This is a genomic window from Blastococcus sp. TML/M2B (assembly GCF_016612865.1).
Classification (GTDB): domain Bacteria; phylum Actinomycetota; class Actinomycetes; order Mycobacteriales; family Geodermatophilaceae; genus Blastococcus.
Genome location: NZ_JAENZZ010000002.1, coordinates 320,921 through 334,286, shown reverse-complemented (window position 1 = coordinate 334,286; position 13,366 = coordinate 320,921). Strand labels below are relative to the sequence as shown.

At 75.7% G+C, this 13,366-nt stretch carries 14 protein-coding genes and 1 pseudogene; 10 read left to right on the top strand and 5 right to left on the bottom strand.

The genetic code is table 11. The annotated features are described in order from the left end of the window. The first annotated feature begins 13 nt into the window (after positions 1–13). Together JKP75_RS22720 and JKP75_RS22715 are read left to right on the top strand one after the other, a co-directional pair. On the top strand, positions 14–286 hold the full coding sequence (locus JKP75_RS22720) for a dienelactone hydrolase family protein (RefSeq protein ID WP_200493038.1): 273 nt from the start codon (positions 14–16) through the stop codon (positions 284–286). A gap of 1 nt (position 287) precedes the next feature. After that, positions 288–734, top strand: a complete 447-nt coding sequence (locus JKP75_RS22715; RefSeq protein WP_200493358.1) for a dienelactone hydrolase family protein — start codon at positions 288–290, stop codon at positions 732–734. Positions 735–738: 4 nt separating this feature from the next. On the opposite strand, the gene JKP75_RS10190 is transcribed toward JKP75_RS22715, so the two are convergent. Further along, a complete protein-coding gene (locus JKP75_RS10190) occupies positions 739–1,701 on the bottom strand; it encodes a YihY/virulence factor BrkB family protein (RefSeq protein ID WP_200493037.1) in 963 nt (320 codons plus the stop codon). A 191-nt stretch (positions 1,702–1,892) separates the two neighbouring features. Between JKP75_RS10190 and JKP75_RS10185 the strand changes: the two genes are divergently transcribed. Genes JKP75_RS10185 through JKP75_RS10175 form a run of 3 tightly spaced genes read left to right on the top strand, consistent with a single transcriptional unit; the run spans position 1,893 to position 4,466 of the window. Further along, complete coding sequence (locus JKP75_RS10185) at positions 1,893–2,924, top strand: LLM class flavin-dependent oxidoreductase (RefSeq protein ID WP_200491541.1); 1,032 nt, start codon at positions 1,893–1,895, stop codon at positions 2,922–2,924. Beyond that, complete coding sequence (locus JKP75_RS10180; RefSeq protein WP_200491542.1) at positions 2,921–3,727, top strand: alpha/beta hydrolase; 807 nt, start codon at positions 2,921–2,923, stop codon at positions 3,725–3,727. The genes JKP75_RS10185 and JKP75_RS10180 overlap by 4 nt, the downstream gene beginning before the upstream one ends. Next, on the top strand, positions 3,720–4,466 hold the full coding sequence (locus tag JKP75_RS10175) for a PIG-L deacetylase family protein (RefSeq protein ID WP_200491543.1): 747 nt from the start codon (positions 3,720–3,722) through the stop codon (positions 4,464–4,466). The genes JKP75_RS10180 and JKP75_RS10175 overlap by 8 nt, the downstream gene beginning before the upstream one ends. A gap of 1 nt (position 4,467) precedes the next feature. Here the strand turns inward: JKP75_RS10175 and JKP75_RS10170 are convergent, their stop codons facing one another. Then, a complete protein-coding gene (locus JKP75_RS10170) occupies positions 4,468–5,997 on the bottom strand; it encodes an ATP-dependent DNA ligase (protein WP_200493036.1) in 1,530 nt (509 codons plus the stop codon). An 83-nt stretch (positions 5,998–6,080) separates the two neighbouring features. Here JKP75_RS10170 and JKP75_RS10165 point away from each other — a divergent pair, with 83 nt between their 5' ends. Both JKP75_RS10165 and JKP75_RS10160 read left to right on the top strand, forming a co-directional pair. Next, positions 6,081–7,310, top strand: a complete 1,230-nt coding sequence (locus JKP75_RS10165; RefSeq protein WP_200491544.1) for a trans-acting enoyl reductase family protein — start codon at positions 6,081–6,083, stop codon at positions 7,308–7,310. A 116-nt stretch (positions 7,311–7,426) separates the two neighbouring features. Continuing rightward, entirely contained in the window at positions 7,427–8,068 is a 642-nt protein-coding gene (locus JKP75_RS10160) for a hypothetical protein (protein WP_200491545.1), read from the top strand. A gap of 120 nt (positions 8,069–8,188) precedes the next feature. On the opposite strand, the gene JKP75_RS10155 is transcribed toward JKP75_RS10160, so the two are convergent. Both JKP75_RS10155 and JKP75_RS10150 read right to left on the bottom strand, forming a co-directional pair. Then, positions 8,189–8,617: a nitroreductase family deazaflavin-dependent oxidoreductase gene (locus JKP75_RS10155; protein WP_200491546.1), complete on the bottom strand. Its 429-nt coding sequence runs from the start codon at positions 8,615–8,617 to the stop codon at positions 8,189–8,191. A 140-nt stretch (positions 8,618–8,757) separates the two neighbouring features. After that, positions 8,758–10,008 carry an HNH endonuclease signature motif containing protein gene (locus JKP75_RS10150; RefSeq protein ID WP_200491547.1) on the bottom strand — a complete coding sequence of 417 codons (1,251 nt, stop codon included), beginning with the start codon at positions 10,006–10,008 and terminating at the stop codon, positions 8,758–8,760. Positions 10,009–10,154: 146 nt separating this feature from the next. On the opposite strand from JKP75_RS10150, the gene JKP75_RS10145 reads away from it, so the two are divergent. Both JKP75_RS10145 and JKP75_RS23410 read left to right on the top strand, forming a co-directional pair. Continuing rightward, entirely contained in the window at positions 10,155–11,552 is a 1,398-nt protein-coding gene (locus JKP75_RS10145; protein WP_200491548.1) for a thioredoxin family protein, read from the top strand. Continuing rightward, positions 11,549–12,079 (top strand): annotated as a pseudogene (locus JKP75_RS23410) (UGSC family (seleno)protein). Before JKP75_RS10145 ends, JKP75_RS23410 begins: the two are co-directional and overlap by 4 nt. On the opposite strand, the gene JKP75_RS10130 reads toward JKP75_RS23410, so the two are convergent. Then, entirely contained in the window at positions 12,051–12,830 is a 780-nt protein-coding gene (locus tag JKP75_RS10130; protein ID WP_200491551.1) for a hypothetical protein, read from the bottom strand. The pseudogene JKP75_RS23410 and the gene JKP75_RS10130 overlap by 29 nt on opposite strands. Positions 12,831–13,027: 197 nt before the next feature. Here JKP75_RS10130 and JKP75_RS10125 point away from each other — a divergent pair, with 197 nt between their 5' ends. Continuing rightward, positions 13,028–13,315, top strand: coding sequence for a hypothetical protein (locus JKP75_RS10125; protein ID WP_200491552.1), 288 nt, complete (start codon positions 13,028–13,030; stop codon positions 13,313–13,315). The last annotated feature ends 51 nt before the right edge of the window (positions 13,316–13,366 follow it).

Below are 13,366 nucleotides of genomic sequence, written 5' to 3'. Positions count from 1 at the left end.
CGCTGGAGACCCCGTGCCCGACATCTCGATCCCCGGCGCCGCCAGCGCCCCGGAGCTGCGGGCCTACCTCGCGGTGCCGCCGACGGGGGAGGGGCCGTGGCCGGCGGTCGTCGTCGTCCACGAGGCGTTCGGGCTGAACGACGACACCCGGCAGCAGGCCGACCGGATGGCCGCGGCCGGCTACCTGGCGGTCGCGCCGGACCTGTTCACCGCCGGGGGCGCGCTGCGCTGCCTGCGGACGACGTTCCGCGCGCTGCTGCGCGGCGAGGGCGCGGTCCTTCGGTGACCTGGAGGCCACCCGGCTGTGGCTGCGCGACCGCCCGGACAGCACCGGACGGATCGGCATCCTGGGCTTCTGCATGGGCGGCGGCTTCGCGCTCATGGCCGCGAACAAGGGCTTCGACGTCTCCGCGCCCAACTACGGCGCCGTCCCGGCGAACGCCGAGGAGCTGCTCGGCGGCGCCTGCCCGGTGGTCGCCAGCTACGGCCGGCGCGACGTCATGTTCCGGGGCGCCGCCGCGAAGCTCGAGACCGCGCTGACGAACCTCGGCGTCGAGCACGACGTGAAGGAGTACCCCGACGCCGGGCACTCCTTCCTCAACCGGCACAACGCCGGCCCGTTCAGCGTGCTCGAGCGGGTGGCCGGCTTCAGCTACCACCAGCCCTCGGCCGAGGACGCCTGGGCGCGGATCCTGCGGTTCTTCGGCGAGCACCTGCGGCCCGCCGCGCGCTGAGCGATCAGCTGCCGGCGTCGTCGTCCGGGTGCGGCGGGACGCTGTCGGCGACGACGGCGCCGCGCTCGCCCGGGGGTCGCTCGGGCCCGACCGTGGAGTCCCGCGCGGTCTGCCGCTCGCTCTCCGCGTTCACCGTCGCGCCGACGATGACCAGGAAGACGCTGAGCCACAGCCAGAACATGCTGATCGCCACGCCGCCGAGTGAGCCGTACGTCGTCTCGTAGGAACCCAGGCTCTGCACGTAGGCGAACAGCGCGACCGAGGTGACCAGCCACAGGAGGGTCGCCACCCCCGCGCCCACGCTGATCCACCGCCAGCGGGCCCGCTTCCGGTCGGGCGCGAACCGGTAGAGGACGGCGAGGACGAGCGCGAGCACGACCGACAGCGCCAGCCAGAGCAGGGCCGGCGCGAACGGGCGCAGCGGATCGGGCATCCGGTCCAGCCGCCGCGACAGGGCGCCGGTGCCGGTGAGCACCGCGCCGATGGTGAGCGCGCCGCCGAGCACGAAGGTGACCGCGAGGCCGGTCCGCCGCCAGAAGCTGCGGGTCTCGGTCTCGGAGTAGGCGAGGGTCAGCGCGTCGATCAGGTAGGTGGCGGCGGTCGTGGCGGTGACCAGCGCCGCGGCCAGCCCGCTGAGCCCGCGCCAGGTGAGCACCTGCGTCGAGGCGGTGGTGATGGTGGTCAGCTGCTCGGCGACCAGCGGCTCGAGCTCGGGCGGCAGCACCTCGGCGACCGAGGAGAGCTGGTCCAGCGCCTGCTCCGGGGTGTTGACCGCGCCGTAGATCGACAGCGCCGTCACCAGCAGCGGGGCGATGGAGAGGATCGCGAAGAAGGAGACCGCCGCGGCCAGCGCCATCAGCCGGTCGTCGAGGACGTGCCGGGCGGCCCGGGCGAGCACCTGACGCCAGCCCCGCACGGGGATCCGGTGCGGGGCGTGCGCGTCGTGGCCGTGCCGCGCGGTCGCCATGGTGGCTGTAGTGCCCCCGATCCGGCGTTTCGTGCACGAACCGTCGTCTCCGGGCGCGCGGGACGACGGTTCGTGCACGAACGGTGCCCTCGGGCCTGCCGCTCGGTGGTCCAGCCGTCGTCGGCCGGTGCTGCTTGACTGGGCCGGTCCGCGTGGCGCACCCGCGGGCACCGGCTCGGGAAGGACGGTCCATGCACCTCGGCGTCGACAGCTTCGTTGCGGCGGTGACCGACCCCTCGACCGGCCACCTGGTCGGGCCGGAGGAGCGGATGGAGCACCTGCTCGAGGAGATCGAGCTCGCCGACCGGGTCGGGCTGTACTCGTTCGGCATCGGTGAGCACCACCGCCCGGAGTACTACGACTCCGCGCCGCCGGTGATCCTGGCCGCCGCGGCCGCCCGCACCTCCCGCATCCGGCTGGGCAGCGCGGTCGCCGTCCTCAGCGCCGCGGACCCGGTCCGGGTGTTCCAGCAGTTCGCCACGCTGGACCTGATCGCCAAGGGCCGGATCGACCTCGTCGTCGGCCGCGGCTCGTTCACCGAGGCGTTCCCGCTGTTCGGGCTGAGCCTGGCCGACTACGACGAGCTGTTCGCCGAGAAGCTGGACCTGCTGCTGCAGATCCGCGATTCCGAGCGCGTCACCTGGTCGGGCCGGCACCGCCCGCCGCTGAACGGGCAGGGCGTCTACCCGCGTCCGCTGCAGGACCCGCTGCCGATCTGGGTGGGCGTCGGCGGGACGCCGGAGTCGTTCGTGCGGGCCGGGCTGCTCGGCCTGCCGCTGATGGTGGCGATCATCGGCGGCGAGCCGCGCCAGTTCGCCCCGCTCATCGACCTGTACCGCCGGGCCGGCGCCCAGGCCGGGCATCCGCCGGAGCGGCTCCAGGTGGGGCTGCACGTGTTCGGCTTCGTCGCCGGGAGCACGCAGGCGGCGGCGGACACCATCTACCCGGGGTGGCACGAGATGTTCGAGAAGGTGTCGCGCGAACGCGGCTTCTCCCCGCCCAGCCGGGCCCAGTTCGACGCCACCAGCGGCCCGAACGGCGCCTTCTTCATGGGCGATCCCGAGACCGTCGCCGAGAAGCTGGTGCGGATCTCGGCGCAGCTCGGCGGGGTGGACCGGATCTCGCTGCAGATGACCAACCCCCGGCTGGCGCACGCCGACCTGATGCGCGGCATCGAGCTGCTCGGCACCGAGGTCGCGCCCCGCGTGGCGGCGTCGGCATGACCGCGGCGCGGGAGTGGAGCCTCGACGGGCACGCCGGCCGGCTGGCCGGGCGGACGTGGGAGGGCGCCTCGCCCACGCACGTGGTGCTGCTGGCGCACGGCTACGGCGAGCACACCGGGCGGTACGACCACGTCGCCGCCGCCCTGGTGGACGCCGGAGCGGCCGTGTTCGCCGTCGACCACGTCGGGCACGGGAAGAGCGACGGCGACCGGGTGGTGATCACCGACTTCGAGCGGGTCGTCGACGACCTGCACGTCGTCGACGAGCAGGCGCGGGCGCAGCACCCCGGGCTGCCGGTCGTGCTGATCGGGCACTCGATGGGCGGGCTGATCGCGGCCCGCTACGCGCAGCGGTACGGCGGCTCGCTGGCCGCGGTCGTGCTGTCCGGCCCGCTGGTCGGGGAGTGGGGCGGAGCGGCGCTGCTCGACCTGCCCGAGCTGCCGGACACCCCGCTGGACAGCAGCACGCTGTCCCGCGACCCGGCCGTCGGCGCGGCCTACGAGGCCGACCCGCTGGTCTGGCACGGCCCGTTCCGGCGGCCCACCCTCGAGGCGATCGTCCGGGCGCTGGTGGCGATCCAGGACGGGCCGTCGCTCGGGGCGCTGCCGCTGCTGTGGGCGCACGGCGAGGGGGACCGGCTGGTCCCGCTCGAGGGCTCCCGCGTGGGCGTCGAGCACCTGCGCGGCGAGACCTACGCCGAGCGCATCTACCCCGGGGCGCAGCACGAGATCTTCAACGAGACCAACCGCGACGAGGTCCTCGCCGACGTCGTGGCCTTCGTGCGGGAGGCGCTGCGTGGCTGAGCCGAGCCTGCTCGCCGTCTTCGCCCACCCCGACGACGAGTCGATCTCCGCCGGCGGGCTGCTGGCCCGCTCGGCCGCCGCCGGCGCGCGGACGACCGTGGTCTCGGCGACCTGGGCCGAGGGGACGGCGCGGGCCGGCGAGCTGGCCGAGGCGGTCCGGCTGCTCGGGGTCCAGGAGCCGCCGCGGCTGCTCGGCTACGCCGACGGGCAGGTGCCCGAGTCCGCGCCCGGGCGGCCCCGCCTGGTGGACGCGCCCCTCGACGAGGCGGTCCGGGCCCTGGCCGTGCACATCCGGGAGGTGCGGCCCGACGTGGTGGTCACCCACGACGCCTACGGCGGGCTGACCGGGCACGCCGACCACGTGCACACCTACCGGATCACGCTGCTGGCGACCCAGGCCGCCGGCCTCGAGCAGATGTACCCGGATGCCGGGGAGCCCTGGCGGCCGCAGGCGCTGTTCCTGGCCACCCACCCGGAGCCCGTCGTCGCCGGGCTGCGGCAGGTCGTCGGCGCCCAGCGGGCGGTGCACGGCGTCCCCGAGGAGCAGATCACCGACCACCTCGACGTCACGCCGTGGCTGGACGCGAAGATCGCCGCGATCCTGGCGCACCGGACCGAGGTGGAGCGCGGGGCGGTGCCCGGCCTGGTCGCGGCGGCCCCGCCCGAGGCGCGCGCGGCGCTCCTCTCCACCGAGTGGTTCACCCGCTGGGAGCCGTTCCCGGCGGTGCCCGCGCGCTAGCTCAGGGCGCGAGCAGCGCGCGGACGGCGTCGATCGTGTCGGCGTCGGCGGGGGTCTTGTCCGGGCGGTAGCGCAGCACGCGGGCGAACCGCAGCGCGACGCCGCCGGGGTAGCGGGTGCTGCGCTGGGCGCCGTCGACGGCTATCTCCACGACCAGTTCCGGCCGCAGCAGCACACCCCAGTCGGGTCGCTCGCGGGCGTGGCTGGGGAAGGTGGCGGTCTGCCAGGCCAGCAGCTCGTCGGTCATGCCCTTGAACGTCTTGCCGACCATCACCGGCTCGCCGCCGTCGGGGTCGCGGGCGCCGAGGTGGATGTTCGAGAGCGTCCCGGTGCGCCGTCCGTAGCCCCACTCCGCGCCCAGGACGACGAGGTCGAGGGTGTGCACCGGCTTGACCTTCTGCCACGCCTTGCCGCGCCGGCCCGCCGCGTACGGCGCGTCGAGCGCCTTCACGACGACGCCCTCGTGCCCGCCGGTCAGCGCGTCGTCCAGCACCTGCGCCGCCCGGTCCGCGTCGGGGCGGCGGGTGCCGGGCATGCGCAGCGCGGCGTGCGCGTCGTCGGCGAGCAGCCCGGCCAGCGCGTCCAACCGCTCGGCCAGCGGTTCGTCGAGCAGGTCGCGCCCGTCGAGGTGCAGCAGGTCGAAGAAGAACGGGCTGAGCAGCACGCCTTCGTCCGCCGTCTCGCTGCCGAAGCGGCTCATCGTGTCCTGGAACGCGCGCGGCCGGCCGTCGTCGTCCAGCGCGAGCGTCTCGCCGTCCAGCACCGCGGTGCGGCAGGGCAGCGACCGGACCAGCGCGACCAGCTCGGGCACGCCGTCGGTGATCTCGCGCAGCGTGCGGGTCCAGACGCGGACGTCGTCGCCGTCGCGGTGCACCTGGATGCGGGCACCGTCGAGCTTGAACTCCACCGTGACATCGTCACCGAGGTCCCCCAGGGCGGCGTCCAGCGACGAGCCCGGGCTGGCCAGCATCGGCCGCACCGGCCGGCCCACCTCCAGCCGCACCGCCTCCAGCGCTGCGGTGCCCCCGGTGAGCGCGGTCGCCGCCGTCGCGGGCAGCCGGCCCGAGAGCATGAACGCCCGGCGCACCGCCGCGGCCGGGACGTCGGTGGCCGCCGCGACTGCGTCGAGCACGACGCCCTCAAGCGCACCCTGCCGCAGCTCGCCGGTGAGCAGCCGGACCAGGAACCGCTGCTCCTCCTCGGTCGCGGCGGCGAACAGCCCGGTGAGGACGGCGTCCCGGCGGGCGGCCGATCCCGCGCCCGACGTCGTCGCGAGCTCGCCGAGCGCGGCGACGACGGCCGCGACGGTCAGCGAGGGCTCGGTGGCGGGGGTGCCCGTGCGCGGGGCGAGGGTGCGCCAGCCGACCCCGAGCCGGCCCTGCCCGGTGTCGCCGGAGAGCCAGGCGGTGACCGGCTCGACCTCCGTCGGCTCGGCGGTGCGGAGCAGCGCCGCGATGGCGGCGGCCTTGGCCGTGCGCGAGCGCGTGGCCGCGACCTGGGCGGACGCGGCGACGACCTCGGCGAGCAGCACGGGGCCATGGTGGCAGCCCCCACCGACGGTCCGGCGACCTCCGGGGTGCGCGACGTCCGGCCGGACCGGTATGCATTGCGTCCATGACCGCCAGCGCACGCGACTCCGACCTCGTCGTCTTCGGGGCGACCGGCTTCGTCGGGAAGCTGCTCGCCGCCTACCTGGCCGAGCACGCTCCCGCCGGGGTCCGGATCAGCCTGGCCGGGCGCTCCCGCGCGCGGCTGGAGGAGGCCCGGGCCGCGCTGCCGGGAGCAGCGGCCGACTGGCCGCTGATCGAGGCCGACGCCGCCGACCCCGCGTCGATGGCCGCGCTGGCCGCCGGCACCCGCGTCGTCGTCACCACGGTGGGGCCCTACGCCCGGTACGGCATGCCGCTGGTCGAGGCCTGCGCCGCTGCCGGCACGCACTACGCCGACCTGACCGGTGAGGTGCTCTTCGTCCGCGACGCGATCGACCGGACCGACGCGGTCGCCCGCGGCACCGGCGCGCGCATCGTGCACGCCTGCGGCTACGACTCGATCCCCTCGGACCTCAGCGCGATGCTGCTCGGGGCCCGCGCGGCCGCCGACGGCGCGGGTGGCCTGCGCGACGTGCAGCTCGTCGCCACGCTCAAGGGCGGGTTCAGCGGCGGCACGATCGACTCCATGCGTGCGCAGGTCGAGGCGATCGGCAAGGACCCGTCGCTGCGCAAGGTCGCCGGGCACCCGTTCGCCCTGAGCCACGACCGTGCGGCCGAGCCGAAGACGCAGCAGCCGCGCGACGCCGGCCTGCCCCAGCGGCTGCCGGACGGGCGCTGGGCGGCGCCGTTCGTGATGGCGTCGTTCAACACCCGGATCGTGCGGCGCAGCAACGCGCTGCAGGACTGGGCGTACGGCCGCGAGTTCAGCTACGGCGAGGTCATGGGCGTGGGCTCGGGTCCGGCGGGTGCGGTGTCCGCCGCCGGTGTGACCGCCGGGTTGGCGGGGGCCCTCGCGGCGATGTCGTTCGGGCCGACCCGCGGACTGCTCGACCGGGTGCTGCCCGCGCCGGGCGACGGCCCCAGCGAGGAGGTGCGGCGCACCGGCTGGTTCCGGATGGACGTCAGCGCCACCACCGAGTCCGGACGCCGGTACACCGCCGTCGCCTCCGGGCAGGGCGACCCCGGCTACGCCGCGACCGCGGTGATGCTCGGGGAGTCCGCGCTCGCCCTGGCGTTGGACGGCGACCGGCTCCCCGACCGCGCCGGCTCGCTCACCCCGGCGACGGCGCTGGGCGACGTCCTGGTCGAGCGGCTGCGCGCCGCCGGGCACACCTACGAGGTGACGCCTGGCTGAGCCCGCACGGCAGTCGTTTCCCAGGGAGCGCACGGGAGCGGGCCAGGTCCGCGCCAGGAAGCGCCCGCAGGCTCCTCCCGGGAGCCGGGGACGCCGGCTGACGACGAGGAGCCGCCATGCGCAAGAAGCTGATCATCGCCGCCGCCGCCGGGACGCTGGGCCTGGGGGGACTGGCGGTCGCCGTCCCGGCGGTCGCCGACGAGGGGAGCACCGCCGGGTCGGCGGTCGGGCGGATCGCCGACGCCTTGTCGGGGCTGGTGTCCGACGGGTCGATCACCCAGGAGCAGGCCGACGAGGTCGCGAGCACCCTGAGCGATGCCGGCATCGGCGACCGGGGCGGGCACCGCGGCGGAGGCCCGGACCTGGACGCCGCCGCGACGGCGCTGGGCATGACGCAGGACGAGCTGCGCGCCGCACTGGAGACCGAGGGCACCACGCTGGCCGACGTCGCCGAGGAGCAGGGCGTGCCGGTGGGGACGCTCGTCGACGCGCTGGTGAGCGCGGCGCAGGAGCGCATCGCCGCCGCGGTCGAGGACGGCCGGATCACCCAGGACCAGGCCGACGAGCGGCTGGCCGACCTCGAGCAGCGGATCACCGACCGGGTGGACGACCCGCTGCCGGCGCCGGGTGATCGCGGCCCGGGCGGGCCGGGTCGGGGAGGTGCGCACGAGCGGTCCGACGGCGGCCCGCACGACCGGTGGGGCGGCGCTCCGGACGACGGGGCGGACGGCGGGGCGGAGCCGACTCCGGCCGACTGAGTCGGGCCGGCTGCGGCCGGAGGGGGAGCGGGGGGCGTGCCCGGTACCGCGGGTGCGCCCCTCGCCGCTGCTCGAGCGCCGCTGCTCCGACGGGCGCCGCTCGGCGGTGGGCGCGGCGGGTCAGGCGGCGGGCGGTTCCAGCAGGAGGACGGGGATCCGTCGGCCGGTCCGCCGCTGGTACTCGACGAAGGACGGGAACGTGGTGCACGCCCGCGACCACCACTGCGCCCGCTCCGTGCCGGTCACCTCGCGGGCGACGAGGGAGAGGTGGAGGTCGCCGTCGCGCAGCTCGACCTCGGGGTGGGCGAGCGCGTTGACGTACCAGTGCGGGTGCGCGTCGCCGCCCCGCGTGGAGGCCACCGCGGCGTAGACGCCGGCGTGGGCGACCCGCATCAGCGGCGTCTTCCGCAGCAGGCCGGTGCGGGCGCCGACGGTGGTGAGCAGGACGACGTCGCGCCCGCGCAACCCGCGGCCGGTGCGCTCGAGGTGCTCGACCTCTTCCCGGACCCACGGCACGGTGCTTGGCTCGTACGCCCCGACCAGTGCCATGCGGTCATCCTCCCCGGGAGACGACCGCTGCGTGCGTGCGGGCGCGCCGCCGAGCCGGCCCTGCCGGGCGGCATACCGGTGCCAGGGCAGGGTCGGCTCGCTGTCGAACTCGGGTAGCCGGGTCACGTCCCGGCGGGAGGTCAGGCGGAGAGGAGGAACGGTTCGCCGATGAGGATCTCGGTGCCGTCGGGGCGGTAGGTGCGCCATCGGCCGTCGGGTTGGCGTTCTATCCGGAAGCCGTGGTGGACCTTGGTGTGGTGGCGTTCGCAGAGCAGCCCGGAGTTGTGCAGCGAGGTCTCGCCGCCGTCGATCCAGTGCACGAGGTGGTGGACGTCGCACCAGTAGCTGGGTGCGTCGCAGCCGGCGAAGACGCAGTGCCCGTCGCGCGCCTCGACCGCGCGGCGCAGGTGCGGCGGCACCACCCGGTGGGTGCGGCCCAGGTCCAGGGGCTGGCCTTCGGGGCCGATGACGATGCGGGTGATGGCGCCGTCGCAGGCCAGCCAGCGGGCCTTGGCCGCGGAGATCAGCCCACCGAAGGTGGTGCGCCCGGCACCCGTGCCGACGCCCGCGGCGGACGAGGTGTCCATGAGGTCCTCGTGGTCGATGAGCACCCCGATGTGCGGCTTGTGGCCGCGCAGTACCGGCAGGTTGCCTGAGGCCAGGGCGTTGTCGCACAGCTGCACGAGGGCGTCGCCGGCCTGCTGGGCGCGGGTGCGGGTGTCCCCGGCGGGGCGGGAGGCCTGCAGGATCGACTCGATCGCGGCCTGGAACTTCTCCCCACCCACCGCATCCAGGGTGCCGGAGAAGGACAGGGTCCCGTCGGTGTGCTTGGCGAACGACAGCGACCGCTGCTCGGTGGAATCCGGTTCGGCGCCGTCGGGGTCCAGCCGCGCCAGGTAGTGCCCCACGGCCTGCCGCAGATCCGCGTGCGAGGCGCTCACCGCGACCTCGGTGAGCAGCCGGTCGATCTCGGCGAGGTCCACGCCCTGGGCCTCGGCGCGGGCCAGGTTCACCTCGGCCACGACCGGCGCGATCACCGACACCGCCTCCGCCGGCACGAGACCCGAGGCCGCCGCTGCCGCGAGCGCCGGCAGCTGCTCCAGCGCGCGCCCGTTGCGCACCAGCTGGCCCGCCGCGCCCTGCGGCAGCCGGTGGTGCCCGCGCAGCCAGGAGGCCATCGTCGCCTTGCCGTCGTGCTCGGAGGCCTGGGTCAGCTCACCCTCGCGCACCGTCCGCGACACCTCGGCGTCCAGCCGGTTGCGGGCCTGCACCAGCACCCCGGTCCGCTCGATCACCGCCGGCCCGAACGAGGACTTCAGGTCCTGACCGCCCAGAGCCGTGAGGGCGCCGGTCAGGCACTCCACCGGCGTCTCACAGTCAGTCGAACACATGTGCGAATAGTATCGCCAACGGCAGTACGAGACCAGATGAATCCCCAGGTCAGACGCCTGTCCACAGATCGGCGACGGCCCTTGACAGGGCTCGCCGAGCACCGGATCGGACCGCCCGCGCTGTGACGTGCGCTACGGTCCGGCGCATGCAGCTCCCCGACGGTCTCGTGGCCGTGGTGAAGCGCGAGTGCCCCACCTGCGTCCTCGTCGAGCCGGTGCTGCGGGAACTCGGCGCCACCGTCTGGTGCCAGGACGACGCCGGCTGGTTCGAGCACGAGGACCTCGAGCTCGAGCTCTCGTACCGGTGGAACATCGAGACCGTCCCGACGCTCCTGCGGATCGAGGACGGCGAGGAGGCCGCCCGCGTCGTCGGTTGGAGCCGCGAGCAGTGGGAGGGCCTGACCGGCGTCACCGGCCTCGGCACCGGCCTGCCCGAGCACCGGCCCGGGTGCGGCTCGCTGTCGGTGGACCCGGACCGGATCGACGCCCTGGAGGCCCGCTACGGCGGTACCGGTCTGGGCAGCCGGCGGGTCGAGCTCGCCGACCTCGAGGACGAGCACGAGGCCATGTACGACCGCGGCTGGACCGACGGCCTGCCCGTCGTCCCGCCCACCCCGGAGCGGGTGCTGCGCATGCTCCGCGGCACGCCCCGCGACCCGCAGGAGGTCGTCGCCGTCGTCCCGCCGGACCTCGTCGAGTGCACCGTCGAGAAGGTCGCGGTCAACGCAGTCATGGCCGGCTGCCTGCCCGAGCACCTCCCGGTCGTGCTGGCCGCCCTCGAGGCCGCCTCCGCGGACGAGTTCGGCCTGCACGGCCTCCTGGCGACGACGTACTTCTCCGGGCCGATGATCGTGGTCAACGGCCCGATCACGCGGCGGATCGGCATGAACAGCGGCGTCAACGCGCTCGGTCAGGGCAACCGCGCCAACGCCACCATCGGCCGGGCGCTGCAGCTCGTCGTCCGCAACGTGGGCGGCGGCCGGCCCGGCGAGATCGACCGCGCCACTCTCGGCAATCCGGGCAAGTACAGCTTCTGCTTCGCCGAGCGCGAGGAGGACAGCCCGTTCACCCCGCTGGCGGCCGACCGCGGCGTCCCCGGCAACGCGGTCACCGTCTTCGCCGGCTCGGGCGTGCAGCCCGTCGTCGACCAGCTGAGCCGGACGCCGGAGTCGCTGGCCCGGAGCTTCGCGGCGTGCCTCCGCGTCAACGGTCACCCGAAGCTGCCGCTGGCCTTCGACGCGGTGCTGATCGTCTCCCCGGAGCACGGCCGGCTCTTCCGCGAGGCCGGCTGGGACCGCGACCGGCTGGTCGCCGAGATCGGCGCGCTGCTGACCCTGCCCTCCGACGAGCTCATCCGCGGCGCCGGCGGCATCGAGGAGGGGATCCAGGAGCGGCTGGCCGGGGTCGAGCTGCCCAAGTTCCGACCGGGCGGGCTGCTGGTGGTGCACGCCGGCGGTGACGCGGGGCTGTTCAGCGCCATCGTCGGCGGCTGGGTGTCCGGGAGCACCGGGAGCGCCCCGGTGACCAGAGAGGTGCGCACATGAGAACTGTCCTCGACCCGACCGGCGAGCGGCGGACGGCGGAGCGCGAGCTGCTGCCGCGCCCGGCGTCGCTGCGCGGCCGCACCGTGGGGCTGCTCGACATCAGCAAGCCCCGCGGGGACGTCTTCCTCGACCGCCTCGAGGAGCTGCTCACCGCCGACGGCGTGGTGGTGCGGCGGTACCAGAAGCCCACCTTCACCCGGACGGCGCCGGTCGACCTGCGGCACGAGATCGCCGAGCAGTGCGAGGTGGTCATCGAGGCGCTCGCTGATTAGGGCTCCTGCACGTCGTGCAGTGTGCATGACATCGCAGACCTGGAGCGCCGCGGAGTGGTGGGGGTCTTCCTCGCCAGCGAGGTGTTCGACGAGGCAGCCCGGCTGCAGAGCGCGACCCTCGGCTTCCCCGCCCCGTACGTCCTGGTGCCGCACCCGGTCCAGGACCGGACGGACGAGGAGATGCGCGCGGCGGCCGACGGCGCGTACGCCGCGGTGGTCGCCGCGGTCACCGCGGCGGGGGAGGCCCCTGCCTGAGCCGCGCGGCCTCCGCGTCGGCCCGCCGGCGCTCCGCGTGGCCGGCGGCCAGCACGCGGAGCGCCTCGGCGCGCGCCGAGGCGCGGGCTCCGACCGCGTCGCCGGCCGCCTGCGTGCGGATCCGGTCGGCCTCGGCGGTCGCCCGGGCCAGCTGTTCCTCGGCCGCGGTTCGGAGGCGGGCGGCGTCCTGCTGCGCGGTGGCGACGATGGCGGTCGCCTGCTCGACCATCGCGGCCGCCTCGGTGCGCGCCGCGGCGAGCGAGCGGTCGGCCAGGACCTCGGTCGCGGCGGCCCGGCGCCGGGCCTCGGCGAGCAGCCGCTGCGCCTCGGCCGCGGCCGCCTGCCGGTCCTCCGCCGCGGCGGCGCGCTCGGCGGCGGCCTGCTCGGCCGCCTCCGCGCGCAGCGCCGTGGCCTCGTCGGCCGCCGCGGCCAGCAGCGCGCCGATCCGCCGGGACGCCCCGAGGTACTCCCCGCCGCCGGGGGAGTGCGCGAGCAGCTCGCGGGCCTCCGCCAGGGCGGCGGCGGTCTCCAGCTGGCGGCCCACCAGGTGCTCGCGCTCGCGATCGGCGGCGGCCAGCTCGTCCTCCGCCCACTGGACGTAGGACTCGACCTGGAAGCGGTCGTAGCCGGACAGCGCCCGCGCGAACATGGGCGCTGCCCGCAGCACGGTCGGCAGGTCCCCGGAGACGTTAGGGCGAGCCCGCCCGGCGCCGGCGCCCACCGTTCCCTCGACGTCCAGTTCGATGCTCATGCGATCCGCTTCCCCCGGCGTCCGGTCGATCCCTTCCGACGCTAGGACCAGCGGAGCGTGCTCGCCCGGTGACCCTGGGTGGTTCACCCGGACGGGGGCGGCACGCGGGATCCGGTCGACGCCGGCCGGTTCGCCCGCCCGGGTGAGCCGGCGCGCGAACGGCCGCACGAGGCCCCGACGGGTCGCACGCTCGTCCCGTGCTCCCCGATCCCGCGCCCGTTCCCGGCAGCCCGTCGGTGCCGCCGTTCGCCGGCTGGCAGGACCTCGCCGTCGCGCTGCTGGCCGTCCTCGTCGTCGCCCTCGCCTTGCTCGCGCTGGGCGTGCTGGCCACGGCCTTCCGGCGCTCGTCGCCGGAGTGGCAGGCCGAGCTCGACGCCCGCTCGCGGCCCCGCACGCCCACCGCCGGACCGCTTCCGCTCAGGTCGCCGGCGGGACGGGAGGACGGCGGGGAGGGGTCGCGCGTCGGCCCGGCCGGAGCCGGGTGAGGCCTGCGTTACAGTCCGAAACGAGCCCGGGCGTCGTGAGCCCGCTCACGG

Excerpts from the sequence above, each read along its gene's own strand:
- JKP75_RS10190 (WP_200493037.1), bottom strand. The coding sequence starts at position 1,701 with ATGGCGACCGCGCGGCACGGCCACGACGCGCACGCCCCGCACCGGATC.
- JKP75_RS10185 (WP_200491541.1), top strand. The coding sequence starts at position 1,893 with ATGCACCTCGGCGTCGACAGCTTCGTTGCGGCGGTGACCGACCCCTCG.
- JKP75_RS10180 (WP_200491542.1), top strand. The coding sequence starts at position 2,921 with ATGACCGCGGCGCGGGAGTGGAGCCTCGACGGGCACGCCGGCCGGCTG.
- JKP75_RS10165 (WP_200491544.1), top strand. The coding sequence starts at position 6,081 with ATGACCGCCAGCGCACGCGACTCCGACCTCGTCGTCTTCGGGGCGACC.
- JKP75_RS10160 (WP_200491545.1), top strand. The coding sequence starts at position 7,427 with ATGCGCAAGAAGCTGATCATCGCCGCCGCCGCCGGGACGCTGGGCCTG.
- JKP75_RS10155 (WP_200491546.1), bottom strand. The coding sequence starts at position 8,617 with ATGGCACTGGTCGGGGCGTACGAGCCAAGCACCGTGCCGTGGGTCCGG.
- JKP75_RS10150 (WP_200491547.1), bottom strand. The coding sequence starts at position 10,008 with ATGTGTTCGACTGACTGTGAGACGCCGGTGGAGTGCCTGACCGGCGCC.
- JKP75_RS10145 (WP_200491548.1), top strand. The coding sequence starts at position 10,155 with ATGCAGCTCCCCGACGGTCTCGTGGCCGTGGTGAAGCGCGAGTGCCCC.
- JKP75_RS10130 (WP_200491551.1), bottom strand. The coding sequence starts at position 12,830 with ATGAGCATCGAACTGGACGTCGAGGGAACGGTGGGCGCCGGCGCCGGG.